Raw genomic sequence first — 16,073 nt, forward strand, 5'->3', positions numbered from 1 at the left:
CGGATGTCCGTTCGTCGTCTCGCCAAGGAACAGCCTGCCTCATTCGCCTTCTCCAAGGCGACGATGGAAAAGGCCGAGTGGTGGATCAAGAAATACCCGGAATCGCGCCGTCAGTCGGCGGTGATCCCGATCCTGTGGCTGGTTCAGAAGCAGGAAGGCTGGGTCTCGGAACCCGCCATCCGCGCCATCGCCGAGCTGCTGGACATGGCTTTCATCCGGGTGCTGGAGGTCGCGACCTTCTACACCATGTTCATGCTGGAGCCGGTCGGCAAGACTGCGCTGATCCAGGTGTGCGGCACCACGCCGTGCATGCTGCGCGGCGCCAATGAACTGATGAAGGTCTGCAAGGAGAAGATCGGTCCCAAGGATCATCTGTCCGCTGACGGTCGCTTCACCTGGCAGGAAGTCGAATGCCTGGGCGCCTGCTCGAACGCGCCGATGGCCCAGATCAACGACTATTATTATGAAGATTTGACGCCTGAGACGATGGCCCAGATCATCGACGACTTCGCCGCCGGCAAGTCGCCGAAGCCGGGTTCGTATGCAGGGCGCCATACGTCGGCGCCGACGGGCGGGGCCAAGACCCTGCTTGATCCGAAGCTGTACGACGGCTCGGCCGCTAAGCCGATCAAGAAGCTGCCGAACAGCGACCCGGCGCCGGTCGAGAAGGCGCCTGCCTGATGGCTCGTCCTGATCTCTCAACCGAGGAAGGCCGCGCGGCCTACCGCAAGGAACTGCGCGGCGTTGGTCGCCCGCTGCGTCTTGGCGGCCTGGGTCTGGTCGTCGCCGCCGCTCTGCTGATTCTGGCGTCTCGCAAGGAGATGTTCGGCATCGGCGAGTGGGGCATCACTGTTTCATACGGAATGCTGGCCGCAGGCTGGGCGTTGGTTATCGCCGCCGTGTTCATGCGCACCCGTCATCACAGACGTCGTCTGGTGGAAGGACTCTGAGGACTATGGTCGGAATCCTCGAAGATAAAGATCGCATCTTCACCAACCTGTATGGCTTCCATGATTGGGGCGTAGAGGGGGCGAAGCAGCGCGGCGCGTGGAACGCCACCAAGGACATGCTGGACCTTGGCCGCGACTGGATCATCAACAACGTCAAGGCCTCGGGCCTGCGCGGCCGTGGCGGCGCCGGTTTCTCGACCGGCCTGAAGTGGTCGTTCATGCCCAAGGAAGTGAAGGATCGCCCTCACTACCTGGTCATCAACGCCGATGAGTCAGAGCCCGCGACCTGCAAGGACCGCGAGATCATGCGTCATGATCCGCACCTGCTGATCGAAGGCGCGCTGATCGCCAGCTTCGCGATGCAGGCCCACGCCTGCTACATCTATCTGCGCGGCGAGTACGTGCTGGAGCGCGAGCGGATGGAAGCCGCCGTCAAGCAGGCCTATGAGGCCAAGCTGATCGGCAAGGACAACGTCCACGGCTGGGACTTCGACGTCTATATCCACCACGGGGCAGGGGCCTACATCTGCGGTGAAGAGACGGCGCTGCTGGAATCGCTGGAAGGCAAGAAGGGCCAACCGCGCCTGAAGCCGCCGTTCCCGGCGGGCGCGGGCCTCTATGGCTGCCCGACCACGGTGAACAACGTCGAGTCGATCGCGGTTGTCGGCACCATCCTGCGCCGCGGCGCGGACTGGTTCGCCAGCTTCGGTCGTCTGAACAACACCGGCACCAAGCTGATGTCCTTGTCGGGGCACGTGAACACGCCGTGCGTCGTCGAAGAAGCCATGTCGATCCCGCTGCGCCAACTGATCGAAGATCACGGCGGCGGCGTTCGCGGCGGCTGGAGCAATCTGAAGGCCGTCATTCCCGGCGGCGCGTCCTGCCCGGTCATCACGCGCGAACAGGCGGAGACGGTCCTGATGGACTTCGACTCCATGCGTGAAATGCGTTCGTCCCTGGGGACCGCCGGCGTGACGGTGATGGACCAGTCCACCGACATCGTTAAGGCGATCGCCCGCATCAGCTACTTCTTCAAGCATGAGAGCTGCGGCCAGTGCACGCCGTGCCGTGAAGGCACCGGCTGGATGTGGCGGGTTCTGGAGCGCATGGCCGTGGGCGAAGCCGATCCGTCGGAAATCGACCTGCTGCTGGATGTCGCCGGTCAGGTTGAAGGTCACACGATCTGCGCTCTGGGCGACGCCGCCGCATGGCCAGTTCAGGGCCTGATCCGTCACTTCCGTCACGAGATCGAAGAGCGCATCGCCAACTACCGCAGCCGCCGTGCGAACTTCGCCGGCCACGCCATCGCTGCGGAGTAGTCATGCGTCTTTCGCCCGCCATCGTCATCGGAGCCCTCGCTCTCGCCGCCTGCGGTGAGCGCGCGGCTGCGCCGAAGCCGGCGGAAACGGCGCCGGTCGAGGTGAAGGCGCCTGAGGCCGTCGCGCCGACCGTGCTGACGGAGGCTGATCTGCGTGGCGTCTGCCGCGCCGGACTGGCGGCCGTCCACGGACAGCAGCCGCTGGCGATCGACGTCGACGGCGTCGAGGGCGGCGTGGTCCACGCTTCGTGGCGCGCCCCGGTCGACGGCGGTCGGATGCGCGCCGACTGCCGCGTGCAGAATGATCTGGTCGAGTGGAAGCCGCTCGACCTTCCAGATGAAACGCTCGTCCGCTGGATGAACCAGCCGGGCGATCCGGTGATCCGCTACGTCATCAAGGGCGCGGCGATCACCATCACACAGACGCTCCCTGATGGGACGACGGAACAGGCCGATCTGGCCGTTCCCGCTGAAGAAGAGGCCCGCTGATGCCAGTCGCCAAGGTCAACGGCGTCGAAACCGAGTTCGAGCCCGGCATGACCGTGCTCCAGGTCGCCGAACGCGCGGGGCAGGAAATCCCGCGCTTCTGCTACCACGAACGCCTGTCCATCGCCGGAAACTGCCGGATGTGCCTGGTCGAGGTGAAGCCTGGACCGCCGAAGCCTCAGGCTTCGTGTGCGCTTCCGGCCGCCGACGGCCAGGAGATCTTCACCGATACGCCTATGGTGAAGAAGGCCCGCGAAGGGGTGATGGAGTTCCTGCTCATCAACCACCCGCTGGATTGCCCGATCTGCGACCAGGGCGGCGAATGCGACCTGCAGGACCAGTCCATGGGCTATGGCCGCGACGGTTCCCGCTATGCCGAGAACAAGCGCGCGGTCGAAGAAAAGCACATGGGGCCGACGATCAAGACCTTCATGACGCGCTGCATCCAGTGCACGCGTTGCGTCCGCTTCATCACCGAAGTCGCCGGCGTGCCGGACATCGGCATGATCTCGCGCGGTGAAGACGCTGAAATCACGACCTATCTGGAGAAGTCGGTCGCCTCGGAACTGTCGGGCAACGTCAATGACCTGTGCCCGGTCGGCGCCCTGACGCACCGCCCGTGGCAGTACCACTATCGTCCGTGGGAACTGAAGAAGACCGAAACCATCGACGTCATGGACGCCCTGGGTTCGAACATTCGCGCCGACTACCGCGGTTCGGAAGTCATGCGCGTACTGCCGCGCGTGAACGAGGGCATCAACGAAGAGTGGCTGTCGGATAAGAGCCGCTATGTCGTGGACGGCCTGACCGCACGTCGTCTGGACCGTCCGTGGATCCGCGAGAACGGCAAGCTGCGCGCCGCGACCTGGAACGAGGCGCTGGACGCTGTCGCCGCCAAGCTGAAGGCCGCATCGGCTGACCGCATCGGCGTCATCGCGGGCGACCTGCAGGACGCCGAGTCGATGAAGGCGACGCTGGACCTGTTCCGCGCCCTGGGATCGAAGAACACCGACAGCCGCCAGGACGGCGCCGCCTTGGGTTATGGCCCGCGTGAAGGCTGGCTGTTCAACACCGGCCTGGAAGGCATTGAAAAGGCTGACGCTGTCCTGATCGTGGGTGTGAACCCGCGCGTCGAGGCGCCGCTGCTGAACGCCCGCCTGCGCAAGAGCTGGATCAAGGGCGGGGTCGAGATCGCCGTGATCGGCGAACAGGCTGACCTGACGTTCGACTACGCCTATCTGGGCGCCGGTTCGAAGACCCTGGCCAAGCTGCCCAAGGCGGCGACGGACCTGCTGAGCAAGGCCGAGCGTCCGGCGATCATCGTGGGCTCCGGCGCGCTGGCCGGGGAGGGCGGCGCCGCTGTCCTGAACGCTCTGGGCGCGCTGGCGAAGAAGACCGGCGTCGTCACCGACAGCTGGAACGGCTTCAACGTCCTGCACCACGCCGCCGCACGCGTCGCCGGTCTGGACATGGGCTTCGTGCCTGCCGAGGGCGGCCTGACGGTCGCCGAAATGCTGAAGCCGGGCGCGCTGGACGTGCTGTTCCTGCTGGGCGCCGACGAGGTTGATCCGACCGGCTCGAACGCCTTCCGCGTCTATCTGGGCAGCCACGGCGACCGCGGCGCGCACGGCGCCGACGTCATCCTGCCGGGCGCCGCCTACACCGAGAAGTCGGGCATCTACGTCAACACCGAAGGCCGGGTGCAACTGGCTGAACGCGTCGTCTTCCCGAAGGGCGAAGCCAAGGAAGACTGGGCCATCATCCGCGCCCTGTCGGCCCGCGTCGATCAGACCCTGCCTTACGACACGCTGGAGCAACTGCGCGCCAAGCTGATGGGCGACCATCCGACCTTCGGCCGGATCGACTATCTGCCCGCGCCGGTTTCGTTCGACGTGGCCTCGCTGGGCGCCAAGGGCGACCTGGGCGACACCGTCTTCACCTCGGTCGTCACCGACCCTTATCTTTCCAACCCGATTGCGCGCGCCAGCGCGACGATGGCCGAACTGTCCGCTCTGCGGATCGCCCCGGTCGCGATGGCAGCGGAGTAAACCATGGACCCCGTTTCTTTCTGGGCCACGCCCGTCGGCTGGACGCTGATCACCGTCGGCCAGATCCTTCTGATCACCGTCGGCGTTCTGGTTGGCGTCGCCTTCCTGCTGCTGGCCGACCGCAAGGTCTGGGCATCAGTGCAGATGCGCAAAGGCCCGAATGTCGTCGGTCCTTTCGGCCTGCTGCAATCCTTTGCGGACATGATCAAGTTCGTGCTGAAGGAGGTCGTGATCCCGGCCGGCGCGGACAAGGCGGTATTCATCATCGCCCCGATCATCACCGTCATCCTGGCCTTCATGGCCTGGGCGGTCATTCCGTTCGCCCCCGGTTGGGTGGTGTCGGATCTGAACGTCGGCATCCTGTACATCTTCGCGGTTTCGTCGCTGGGCGTGTACGGCATCATCATGGGCGGCTGGGCTTCGAACTCGAAGTATCCGTTCCTGGGTTCGCTGCGGTCTGCGGCCCAGATGGTGTCTTATGAAGTCTCGCTGGGCCTGATCATCATCAATGTGATCCTGCTGGCGGGCACGATGAACCTGTCCAAGATCGTGGAAGCCCAGAGCGGCTATTTCTGGAACTGGTTCGCCTTTGGCGGCGGCGCTGGAACCTGGCCGCTGGTGGTCATCCTGTTCCCGATGTCGATTATCTTCTTCATCTCGGCCCTGGCCGAGACGAACCGCCCGCCGTTCGACCTGCCGGAAGCGGAGTCGGAACTGGTCGCCGGTTATCAGGTGGAATACAGCTCGACCCCGTATCTGCTGTTCATGATGGGCGAGTACGTCAACATCGTCTTCATGTCGGCGATGATCACCCTGCTGTTCTTCGGCGGGTGGAACCCGGGCTTCCTGTCGCAGTCCTTCCTGGAGGGCCTGCCGGCCTGGATCGCCTATACGATCTATCTGCTGACCTTCGTCACCAAGACCGTGTTCTGGTTCCTGTGCATCTCGCTGGTGAAGGCCTTCGTGCCGCGCTACCGCTATGATCAGCTGATGCGCCTGGGCTGGAAGGTCTTCCTGCCGACGTCACTGGTCGCGGTCGTGATCGTGTCGGCCTGGCGCGTGTTCGTAGTGGGGGCGTAGATGGCCATACGTTCGATCCTGACCGGACTGATCGCGGTTGCGGCGCTGGGCGCCTGCGGGCCGGTGAAATGGGTGAAGGCCGAAACGCCGTCAGCCGATCAGCAGGCCATTGATCGCCGTCATGATAATGAACTCGCCCGCTTGTGCCAGATCATGAGCCGGGACGACCCGCGCTATAAAAGCGCCGACTGCGATGATAGAAGGCCAGGTGGGCGATGAGCCGTCTCCTGCTTCCATTGCTGATTACGGCGCCGATGCTTCTGGCCTGCGCGGCTGATCCGCGTCTGCCTGAGTCCAGTTATCAGTGGGAACGCCGCCAGAACCGCATCGAGCGGGACTGGCGGGCTGAACAGGCCTCGGCTGCGACGCCGAAGGCCGTTCCCGCCCAGACTTCAACCAACGGCGCCCCGACGCCAGAGGATCGTTTCTGATGTTTTCCCGTATCGCACAGGCTGCGAAGGGCGCGATGATGCTAGACGCCATCGGCGCCATCGGCCTTTCGCTGAAGTATATGGCGCGGCCCAAGATGACCGTGAACTATCCGTTCGAGCGGAATCCGCAGTCGCCGCGCTTCCGTGGCGAACACGCGCTGCGCCGCTACGCCAATGGTGAAGAACGCTGCATCGCCTGCAAGCTGTGCGAAGCCATCTGCCCGGCCCAGGCCATCACCATCGAGGCCGAACCCCGTGCTGACGGCAGCCGCCGCACCACGCGCTACGACATCGACATGGTCAAATGCATCTACTGCGGCCTGTGCCAGGAGGCCTGCCCGGTGGACGCGATTGTCGAAGGGCCCAACTCCGAATTCGCCGTCGAAACGCGCGAAGAGCTGCTCTACGACAAGCAACGCCTGCTTGATAACGGTGACCGCTGGGAACGGCAGATCGCCAAGAATCTGGAACTCGACGCGCCTTACCGCTAAGGCGCTCATCGCTAAACGGGTCGGCGATTCCTCGAACGGGGGTCGCGGCCGATACGAAAGGGGCTTCGTCCCGACATGCTGCAAAGCATAGCCTTCTTCCTGCTGGCGGCGGTCGCCACGGTTTCCGGCCTTCTGGTCGTGACCGCGCGCAACCCCGTGCACAGCGTGCTCTGGCTGATCCTGGCCTTCTTCTCGTCGGCGGGACTGTTCGTCCTGCTAGGCGCAGAGTTCCTGGCGATGCTGCTGGTCGTCGTTTACGTCGGCGCGGTGGCGGTCCTGTTCCTGTTCGTCGTCATGATGCTGGACGTCGACTTCGTGAAGCTGCGCGAGGGATACGCCCGTTATCTGCCGTTCGGCGCGATCATCTCGGGTGTGCTGCTGGCCGAAATGATCATGGTCTCGGTGGCCGTGGTTCAGGGCGGCGCAACGAACGGGCGCACGGGGCCGGTCGAGCCTTCGCTGGACGTGACAAACGTGCAGGCCATCGGGCGGGTGCTCTATACGGACTACATCTACTTCTTCCAGGCTGCGGGCATCGTGCTGCTGATCGCCATGATCGGCGCCATCACCCTGACCCTGCGCCACAAGCCGCATATCAAGCGCCAGAACATCACCGACCAGGTCAACCGCGATCGCAACAAGTCGGTTGAGGTCAAGTCCGCCCAGTCGGGGCAGGGCGTCAGCGCCGAGGAGCTTCTCTGATGGTCATCGGATTGACCCATTATCTGACGGTCGCCGCCATCCTGTTCACGATCGGGGTGTTCGGCATCTTCGTGAACCGCAAGAACGTCATCATCATCCTGATGTCGATCGAGCTGATCTTGCTGGCCGTGAACATCAACTTCGTCGCCTTCTCGACCTATCTGAACGACATCAGCGGACAGATCATGGCGATGTTCGTCCTGACCGTCGCTGCGGCTGAAGCCGCCGTTGGTCTGGCGATCCTGGTGACCTTCTTCCGTAACCGCGGCGACATCGCGGTTGACGACGCTTCTGTGATGAAGGGCTAAGCGTGACTATTCAGACCCTCGTCATCCTGGGCGTCTTCGCCCCGCTGCTGGGTGCGGCCATCGCCGGCTTCTTCGGCCGCCGGATCGGCAACATCCCCTCGCAGGCCGTAACGACCGGCCTGCTGTTCTTCTCGTGCGCCGTCGCCTGGACGGTGTTCGGACAATGGACCTGGGGCCACCTTGAGCCCTTCACCGTCCGTCTGGCGCCCTTCATCAATGTGGGCGACTTCCAGTCGGCCTGGTCGATCCGCATCGACGCCCTGTCGGCGACCATGCTGATCGTGGTCACCAGCGTTTCGTCGCTGGTCCACCTGTATTCCTGGGGCTACATGGCCGAGGACGACAGCCGACCGCGCTTCTTCGCCTATCTGTCGCTGTTCACCTTCATGATGCTTGCGCTGGTGACGGCGGCCGACTTCATGCAGATCTTCTTCGGCTGGGAAGGCGTGGGCCTGGCGTCCTATCTGCTGATCGGCTTCTGGTTCAAGAAGCCGACGGCCAGCGCCGCCGCCATCAAGGCCTTCGTCGTCAACCGCGTCGGCGACTTCGGCTTCGTCCTGGGGATCATGACGATCTACTGGATGTACGGCACGATCAACTTCGCCGAACTGTTCCCTCTGATCGGAACCAAGGCTGGCACGACGTGGGAGTTCCTGGGCGTCCATTGGTCCGCGCTGGATTTGGCTGGCTTCCTGCTGTTCATCGGCGCCATGGGCAAGTCGGCGCAGTTCTTCCTGCACACCTGGCTGCCGGACGCGATGGAAGGCCCGACGCCTGTGTCGGCCCTGATCCACGCCGCCACCATGGTCACCGCCGGCGTCTATATGGTCTGCCTGCTGTCGCCGATCTATGAGTATGCGCCGGGCGCGTCGCAGATCATCGCCATCATCGGCGCGATCACGGCCCTGTTCGCCGCAACCGTCGGTCTGACGCAGAACGACATCAAGCGCGTCATCGCCTATTCGACCTGTTCGCAGCTGGGCTATATGTTCTTTGCGGCAGGCGTCGGCGCCTATCAGGCCGCCATGTTCCACCTGTTCACGCACGCCTTCTTCAAGGCCCTGCTGTTCCTGGGCGCCGGTTCGGTGATCCATGGCATGCACCACGAGCAGGACATGCGTAAGATGGGCGGTCTGTGGAAGCTGCTGCCGGTCACCTATGCGGTCATGACCATCGGCACCATCGCCATCACTGGCCTAGGCATCCCCGGCGTCGGCGGTTTCGCGGGCTTCTACTCCAAGGACTCCATCATCGAGAGCGCCTACGCCTCAGCGGCTTCGGGTCACTCGGCTATCGGCATGTTCGCCTTCTTCGTCGGCATCATCGCCGCCGGTCTGACGGCCTACTACTCGTGGCGTCTGGTCTTCATGACCTTCCACAACAAGCCTGTCTGGAAGGAAGGGGAGGTCCACGCCCATCACGCGGATGACCACGCCTCGCACGCTCAACTGGAAACCCATTCCGAGCCTGTCGCCGATGCTCATGCGCATGATGACCACGCCCATGACGACCACGGTCACCATGGCCCGCTGAAGCCGCACGAAAGCCCGTGGGTGATGCTGGTTCCGCTGATCCTGCTGTCGGTCGGCGCCGTGGCTGCTGGTTTCGTGTTCGCGCCGCACTTCATCGGCCATCACGAGCATGAGTTCTGGCGCGGCGCGATCTTCGTCGGCGAGCACAACCATGTGCTTCACGAAAGCCACGAAGTCCCGACCTGGGTGAAGTGGTCGCCGCTGATCCTGACGCTGATCGGCACCGCCTTCGCCTACTGGATCTATGTCGCTCGCGAGGGCATGGGCCGCCGCATGGCTGAACGGAACGGCGTCGTGTACCGCTTCCTCTACAACAAGTGGTATTTCGACGAGCTGTATGACTTCGTCTTCGTGCGCGGCTTCCGCGCCATAGGGAACTTCTTCTGGAAGATCTGCGACGTGAAGATCATCGACGGTCTCGGCCCGAACGGCGCTGCCTGGGCGTCTCTCAAATCCGCCGCACGACTGGGCAAGATCCAGTCCGGCTATGTCTATCACTATGCCTTCGTGATGCTGCTCGGGGTGGCTGGTTTGCTCACCTTCGCCATCCTCGCGTGGGGAGCCTGAGCCCGTGCCCTACATCCTGAGCCTCGTCACATTCCTGCCGCTGGTCGGCGCACTGGTCATCCTCGGCGCCAGACTGGCGTCGAAGAACCAGGAAGCCGCCGCGCCTGCGGCCCGCTGGATCGCCCTGATCACGACCCTGGTCGTGCTGGGCGTGTCCGTTGTGCTGGTCGCCGGGTTCGATCCGTCGAACACCAACTATCAGTTCGTCGAGTTCGCGCCCTGGTTCGCAGGCGCCAGCTATCATCTGGGCGTGGACGGGGTTTCGATCCTGTTCGTCCTGCTGACGGCCTTCCTGATGCCGATCTGCATCCTGGCCAGCTGGAAGTCGGTTTCGACGCGCGTCGTCGAATATATGGCCGCCTTCCTGATCCTGGAGACGCTGGTCATCGGCGTCTTCACCTCGCTGGACCTGTTCCTGTTCTACATCTTCTTCGAAGGCACTCTGGTGCCGATGTTCCTGATCATCGGCATCTGGGGCGGTCAGAACCGGATCTACGCGGCCTACAAGTTCTTCCTCTACACCCTGCTGGGGTCGGTGCTGATGCTGCTGGCCATGCTGTGGATGGCGCACACCGCCGGAACCACCAGCATCCCGGAACTGAAGAAGTTCGCCTTCAGCCCCGCTGTTCAGCCGATCCTTTGGCTGGCCTTCTTCGCCTCGTTCGCTGTGAAGATGCCGATGTGGCCGGTCCACACCTGGCTGCCTGACGCCCACGTGCAGGCGCCGACGGCGGGTTCGGTCATCCTGGCCGGCATCCTGCTGAAGCTGGGCGGTTACGGCTTCATCCTGTTCAACGTGCCGATGTTCCCGCAGGCGTCGGAAATGTTCCGTCCGCTGGTCTTCACCCTGTCGGTGATCGCCATCGTCTATACGTCGCTGGTCGCCTGGCGTCAGACGGACATCAAGAAGCTGATCGCCTATTCGTCGGTCGCCCACATGGGCTTTGTGACCCTGGGCATCTTCTCGGGCAACGACGTGGGCATGCAGGGCGCCATCTTCCAGATGATCAGCCATGGTCTGATCTCGGGCGCGCTCTTCCTCTGCGTCGGCGTGGTCTATGATCGGATGCACACGCGTGAGATCGCCTTCTATGGCGGCCTGACGTCGCGGATGCCGTGGTTCGCCGCCATCTTCCTGATGTTCACCATGGCCAACGTCGGCCTGCCGGGCACCTCGGGCTTCATCGGTGAAATCCTGACGATGACGGGGACCTATCACGCCTCCACCTGGGCGGCCCTGGTTGCGGCCTCGGGCGTGATCTTCTCGGCGGTCTATGCTCTGACGCTGTACCGCGCGGTCATGTTCGGCGAGATCACCAATCCGAAGCTGCAGACCATCACCGATATCGACAAGCGCGAACTGCTTCTGTTCGTGCCGCTGATCATCGGCACCATCTGGCTGGGGGTCTATCCGGCCGCCGTCCTCGATTACACCGGGCCTGCCGTTGAGGCCCTGACCAGCGCCTATCGCGTCGCGATCGGCGGGTGAGACTTAAAGATGCCTGATCTGTCCTCCGCCCTGCATCTCGCCGCCTCGGAGCTGACCCTTGCGGTCGGCGCCCTGGTCCTGCTGATGGTCGGCGCCTTCATCGGCGACAAGAGCGCCCGGTTGGTGTCGATCCTGTCGACCCTGCTGCTGATCGCCGCCGCCGTCATCGCCGTCACCGGCCCCTGGGGTTCGGCCTTCAACGGCGCCTATATTGCTGACCCCCTGGCCATCTATGGCAAGAGCGTCATCTATCTGTCGGCCGCCGTGGCCATCATCCTCGGCGACGGCTGGATGAAGCGTACGCGCATCGCCAAGTTCGAATATCCGGTCCTGATCGTGCTGGCCTCGGTCGGCATGGGCATGATGGCCTCGTCGGGCGACCTGATCTCGATGTACGTCGGGATCGAACTGCACTCGCTGGCCCTGTACGTCCTGGCCGCCTATCACCGCGATGACGTCAAGGCGTCGGAAGCCGGCCTGAAGTATTTCGTCCTGGGCGCGCTGTCGTCGGGTCTGCTGCTGTACGGCGCCAGCCTGATCTACGGGTTCGCCGGTTCGATGCGGTTCGAAGACATCGCCGCATTCGCCGTGGACCATCCCTCGACGGGCCTGCTGTTCGGTCTGGTCTTCCTGATCTGCGGTCTGGCGTTCAAGGTTTCGGCGGCGCCGTTCCACATGTGGACGCCTGACGTTTACGAAGGCGCGCCAACCCCGGTCGTCGCCCTGTTCTCGACGGCGCCCAAGGTTGCGGCCATGGTGCTGATCGCGCGCGCTCTGGAAGGCGGGTTCGGTGAATCCCACGCCCAGTGGTCGCAGGTTCTGATCGCCATCTCGCTGATCAGTTTCGTCGTCGGCGCGTTCGGCGGTCTGGCGCAAAAGGACATCCAGCGTCTGCTGGCCTATTCGTCCATCGCCAACATCGGTTACGCCCTGCTGGGCATCGCGGCGGGCACCAGTCAGGGCCTGCAGGCCATGCTGATGTTCATGACGCTGTATGTCATCGACCAACTGGGCTTCTTCGCCATCCTGCTGTCGCTGTCCAAGTCGGGCCGTCCGATCCGCCGCATCGCCGATCTGGCGGGTTTGAAGAAGGATCGTCCGCTGACGGCTGTGGCCCTGACCATCCTGTCGCTGTCGGTTCTGGGGATGCCGCCGTTCTCAGGCTTCTGGGGCAAGTACTATGTGTTCGGCGCCGCTGCGAACGCGGGCCTGTGGCCTGTCGCCGCCGCTGGTCTGGTCGCATCGGTCGTCGCCGCCTTCTATTATCTGCGGATCATCAAGCTGATGTGGTTCGATGCGCCGGTGGATGACGTGCCGACGGACAAGGCACCGGTGGAGGCCAAGTGGATCGGCTGGGCCTGTGCGGCCTTCTCCTTCCCGCTGGTGATCCTGGGTCTGACCTGGCTGGAGCCGCTGACCAAGGCCGCGAGCGCCGGTTTCGGGAACGGGTAGGGCGTTGACGCCCGCCCCCCTGGTCATCCACGACGAGATCGACTCGACCAACGCCGAGGCGCGCCGCCTTGCCGAGGCCGGAGAGACCGGGCCGCGCTGGATCGTGGCGCGCCGCCAGACCGCAGGTCGTGGGCGGCGTGGCCGCAAGTGGGACACGGAACAGGGCAACCTGGCGGCCACCTTGCTGATCACAACGCCCAAGTCGGCGGCGGAGGCGGCTCAGGCCACCTTCGTTGCGGCTCTGGCGGTGGCGGACCTGCTGGACGTCTTTGTGTCGCCGGCTCTGGTCACGATCAAATGGCCCAATGACGTCCTGCTGGGCGGGGTTAAGGCGTCGGGCATTCTGGTTGAATCCGGTGCCCATGCGAACGGCGACCTGTGGCTGGCCGTCGGGATCGGCGTGAACCTGGCCCATGCGCCCCAAGGCACGGAACGGGGTGCCGCGGCGGTCGCCGACAGCCTGCGCGCCGACCTGACCTATGTGCCGCCCATTGAAGCCGCGGCCGAGATTCTGGCCGAGACCTTCGCTGTCTGGTGGGGCCGCTGGCAGACGCTGGGCTTTGAGCCGGTGCTGGACGCCTGGACCAGTCGACTGACGGGGCTGAACGGGCCGTGCGTGGCGCGCCTGGACAATGAAACGCTCGAAGGTGTGGCCGAAGGCGTTGAGCCGGACGGCGCGCTGCGGCTGCGCCTGGCCGATGGATCGGTGCGTCTGATCTCGGCGGGGGACGTGTTCTTCGGTTCAGCCTCCAAGATCGTGACCGCCTGATGCTGCTGGCGATTGAACAGGGCAACACCAATACGCTGTTTGCGGTCCATGACGGGTCCGAATGGATCGCTCAATGGCGCGCCGCAACCGAGGCCACGCGGACGGCGGATGAATATGCTGTCTGGCTCAACCAACTGATGCTGATGAAGGGGCTGAAGGTCGCTGGCCTGACGGGCTGCATCATCTCCAGCGTCGTGCCGCAGTCGATCTTCAACCTGCGCAATCTGGCGCGGCGTTATCTGAATATCGAGCCGCTGGTGATTGGTGAGAACGTCAATCTCGGCATCGACGTGCGGATCGCCAAGCCCAGTGAGGCCGGGGCGGACCGTCTGGTCAACGCCATTGGCGCCAAGCTGCTGTATCCCGGCGACCTGATCGTCATCGACAGCGGCACCGCCACCACCTTCGACATTGTCGGCGCCGACGGCGCGTTTGAGGGCGGCCTGATCGCGCCCGGCATCAATCTATCGCTGCAGGCCCTGCACGAGGCGGCGGCCAAGCTGCCGCGCATCGCCATCCAGCGCCCGGAACATGTCATCGGCAAGGGCACGGTCGAGGCCATGCAGTCCGGCGTCTTCTGGGGCTACACCTCCCTGATTGAGGGACTGGTCGCGCGCATCAAGGCGGAGTGGGGCAAGCCCATGACCGTCATCGGAACCGGCGGCGTGGCCAGCCTGTTCGAGGGTGCGACCAACAGCATTGATCATTTTGATCCTGACCTGACCATCCGTGGTCTTCTCGAAATCTGGCGTCGCAACGCCCATTTGACTGACTGAATGAAAAAGCAAACCCAAGACGAACTCGTTTTCCTGCCGCTAGGCGGCTCGGACGAGGTCGGTATGAACCTGAACGCCTACGGCTATGGGCCTGAGAACAATCGCGAATGGTTGATCGTCGATGTCGGCGTCACCTTTGGCGATCTGTCGACGCCCGGCGTGGACGTGATCGTGCCCGATCCCACCTATCTGGAAGGTGAGAATATTCGCGGCATCGTGCTGACCCATGCGCACGAAGACCATATCGGCGCGCTGGGCTGGCTGTGGCCGCGCATCAAGGCGCCGGTGTACGCCACGCCCTTCACCGCCTATCTGATCCGCGACAAGCTGCGCGAGCGGGGCATCCTCGATGAGGTCGAACTGATCGAGATCCCGCTGGGCGGTTCGGTCCAGTTGGGCCCGTTCGGCGTGACCTTCGTCACCATGACCCACTCGATCGCCGAGCCGAACGGCCTGGCCATCGACACGCCGCTGGGCCTGGTGTTCCACACCGGCGACTGGAAGATCGACGACCAGCCGGTCATCGGCTCCAAGACCGACGCTCCCGCCATCCGCGCCCTGGGCGACAAGGGCGTGCTGGCGATGGTCTGCGACTCGACCAATGTCTTCGTGCCGGGCGTCGCCGGGTCCGAAGGCGATGTGGCGGTGGCGATCACCAAGCTGATCTCGACCCTGAAGGGCAGGGTGGCGGTTGGCTGCTTCGCCTCCAACGTCGCGCGCATGGACAGCGTCATCCGCGCCGCCGAGGCCAATGGCCGCCGCGTCGCTCTGGCCGGTCGGTCGATGCACCGCATCACGGCGGCGGCGAAGCACGTCGGCATGTTGCAGGACGTGAAGCCTTTCCTGTCCGACGAAGAAGCCCGCGTCTGGCCCGCCGATCAGATCTTGTATCTGTGCACCGGCAGCCAAGGCGAGGCGCGCGCGGCTCTGTCGCGTGTGGCGGACGGCACCCATCCGACGGTCAAGCTGGGCCTGGGCGACCACTGCATCTTCTCGTCGCGCCAGATTCCCGGCAACGAACTGGCCATCGGTCGTCTGCAGGACCGTCTCGCGGACCGTGGCGTGCGCCTGTACACTGAGAAGGACAGCCCCGGCATCCACGTCTCCGGCCACCCTTGCCGCGACGAGCTGAAGCAGATGTACGAATGGGCGCGGCCGCAGATCGCGGTGCCGACCCATGGCGTGCGCCGCTTCCTGCTGGAACACGCAAACCTGGCCAAGGACATGGGCGTCAAGGAGGCCGTGACGCCGCGCAATGGCGACATGGTGCGCCTGGCGCCTGGCCCCGCGGCCATCATCGACGAAGTGCCGAACGGCCGCCTCTATGTCGACGGCGGCATGCTCGTGACGGAACAGGGCGAGGCTCTGAAAGAGCGCCGTCACGCCTCGACCAACGGGGTGCTGATCGTCAGCTTCTGCCTGGACAAGCGCGGACGGATCGTCAGCGACATCGACATTCGCAGCGTGGGTCTGCCCGGCGATCTGGAGAAGCCGCTGGGTGATGTCTTGGACGATCTTGCCGAGCGCGTCGAACAGGTGGTCACCAGCCTGAAGGGCGAGGCGCTGGAAGATGAAATGGTCATCGAACAGGCGGTTGGTCGTGTGTTGAAGAAGGCCAGCCAACGCATCTGGGATCGTCGCCCGATCGTGGAAACCATCGTCCTTCGTCTGTAG

At 64.2% G+C, this 16,073-nt stretch carries 17 protein-coding genes; all 17 read left to right on the forward strand.

All coding sequences use genetic code 11. The features are described 5' to 3' along the window. Positions 1-3 precede the first annotated feature (3 nt). Positions 4-681: an NADH-quinone oxidoreductase subunit NuoE gene (gene nuoE / locus KWG56_RS04605; RefSeq protein ID WP_201097644.1), complete on the forward strand. Its 678-nt coding sequence runs from the start codon at positions 4-6 to the stop codon at positions 679-681. Further along, positions 681-950 carry a hypothetical protein gene (locus tag KWG56_RS04610; RefSeq protein WP_201097642.1) on the forward strand — a complete coding sequence of 90 codons (270 nt, stop codon included), beginning with the start codon at positions 681-683 and terminating at the stop codon, positions 948-950. Before nuoE ends, KWG56_RS04610 begins: the two co-directional genes overlap by 1 nt. Positions 951-955: 5 nt before the next feature. Then, the gene (gene nuoF / locus KWG56_RS04615; protein ID WP_219353897.1) at positions 956-2,269 is read left to right on the forward strand and encodes an NADH-quinone oxidoreductase subunit NuoF; all 1,314 of its coding nucleotides are present in this window, start codon (positions 956-958) and stop codon (positions 2,267-2,269) included. 2 nt (positions 2,270-2,271) lie between these two features. Continuing rightward, positions 2,272-2,757 (forward strand): hypothetical protein, encoded by a 486-nt coding sequence (locus KWG56_RS04620; protein ID WP_219353898.1) that lies wholly within the window; start codon positions 2,272-2,274, stop codon positions 2,755-2,757. Beyond that, on the forward strand, positions 2,757-4,802 hold the full coding sequence (gene nuoG / locus KWG56_RS04625; RefSeq protein WP_219353899.1) for an NADH-quinone oxidoreductase subunit NuoG: 2,046 nt from the start codon (positions 2,757-2,759) through the stop codon (positions 4,800-4,802). Before KWG56_RS04620 ends, nuoG begins: the two co-directional genes overlap by 1 nt. 3 nt (positions 4,803-4,805) lie before the next feature. Next, entirely contained in the window at positions 4,806-5,882 is a 1,077-nt protein-coding gene (nuoH, locus tag KWG56_RS04630) for an NADH-quinone oxidoreductase subunit NuoH (RefSeq protein WP_201097634.1), read from the forward strand. Beyond that, the gene (locus tag KWG56_RS04635) at positions 5,883-6,101 is read left to right on the forward strand and encodes a hypothetical protein (RefSeq protein ID WP_201097632.1); all 219 of its coding nucleotides are present in this window, start codon (positions 5,883-5,885) and stop codon (positions 6,099-6,101) included. Next, positions 6,098-6,313 carry a hypothetical protein gene (locus KWG56_RS04640; RefSeq protein ID WP_201097630.1) on the forward strand — a complete coding sequence of 72 codons (216 nt, stop codon included), beginning with the start codon at positions 6,098-6,100 and terminating at the stop codon, positions 6,311-6,313. The genes KWG56_RS04635 and KWG56_RS04640 overlap by 4 nt, the downstream gene beginning before the upstream one ends. Beyond that, a complete protein-coding gene (gene nuoI / locus KWG56_RS04645; RefSeq protein ID WP_201097627.1) occupies positions 6,313-6,804 on the forward strand; it encodes an NADH-quinone oxidoreductase subunit NuoI in 492 nt (163 codons plus the stop codon). The genes KWG56_RS04640 and nuoI overlap by 1 nt, the downstream gene beginning before the upstream one ends. A 75-nt stretch (positions 6,805-6,879) precedes the next feature. After that, positions 6,880-7,506 carry an NADH-quinone oxidoreductase subunit J gene (locus KWG56_RS04650; protein ID WP_219353900.1) on the forward strand — a complete coding sequence of 209 codons (627 nt, stop codon included), beginning with the start codon at positions 6,880-6,882 and terminating at the stop codon, positions 7,504-7,506. After that, a complete protein-coding gene (nuoK, locus tag KWG56_RS04655) occupies positions 7,506-7,814 on the forward strand; it encodes an NADH-quinone oxidoreductase subunit NuoK (RefSeq protein WP_201097624.1) in 309 nt (102 codons plus the stop codon). Before KWG56_RS04650 ends, nuoK begins: the two co-directional genes overlap by 1 nt. Before the next feature lie 8 nt (positions 7,815-7,822). Beyond that, positions 7,823-9,913: an NADH-quinone oxidoreductase subunit L gene (gene nuoL, locus KWG56_RS04660; protein WP_219355413.1), complete on the forward strand. Its 2,091-nt coding sequence runs from the start codon at positions 7,823-7,825 to the stop codon at positions 9,911-9,913. A gap of 4 nt (positions 9,914-9,917) precedes the next feature. Next, positions 9,918-11,402: an NADH-quinone oxidoreductase subunit M gene (locus tag KWG56_RS04665; protein WP_219353901.1), complete on the forward strand. Its 1,485-nt coding sequence runs from the start codon at positions 9,918-9,920 to the stop codon at positions 11,400-11,402. A 9-nt stretch (positions 11,403-11,411) separates the two neighbouring features. Continuing rightward, positions 11,412-12,854, forward strand: coding sequence for an NADH-quinone oxidoreductase subunit NuoN (gene nuoN / locus KWG56_RS04670; protein ID WP_201097620.1), 1,443 nt, complete (start codon positions 11,412-11,414; stop codon positions 12,852-12,854). Positions 12,855-12,858: 4 nt separating this feature from the next. Then, positions 12,859-13,623 (forward strand): biotin--[acetyl-CoA-carboxylase] ligase, encoded by a 765-nt coding sequence (locus KWG56_RS04675; protein WP_219353902.1) that lies wholly within the window; start codon positions 12,859-12,861, stop codon positions 13,621-13,623. Continuing rightward, a complete protein-coding gene (locus KWG56_RS04680) occupies positions 13,620-14,399 on the forward strand; it encodes a type III pantothenate kinase (RefSeq protein ID WP_201098187.1) in 780 nt (259 codons plus the stop codon). Before KWG56_RS04675 ends, KWG56_RS04680 begins: the two co-directional genes overlap by 4 nt. Further along, positions 14,400-16,073, forward strand: coding sequence for a ribonuclease J (locus tag KWG56_RS04685; protein ID WP_219353903.1), 1,674 nt, complete (start codon positions 14,400-14,402; stop codon positions 16,071-16,073).

It is taken from the genome of Brevundimonas nasdae (assembly GCF_019395145.1).
Classification (GTDB): Bacteria; Pseudomonadota; Alphaproteobacteria; order Caulobacterales; family Caulobacteraceae; genus Brevundimonas; species Brevundimonas nasdae.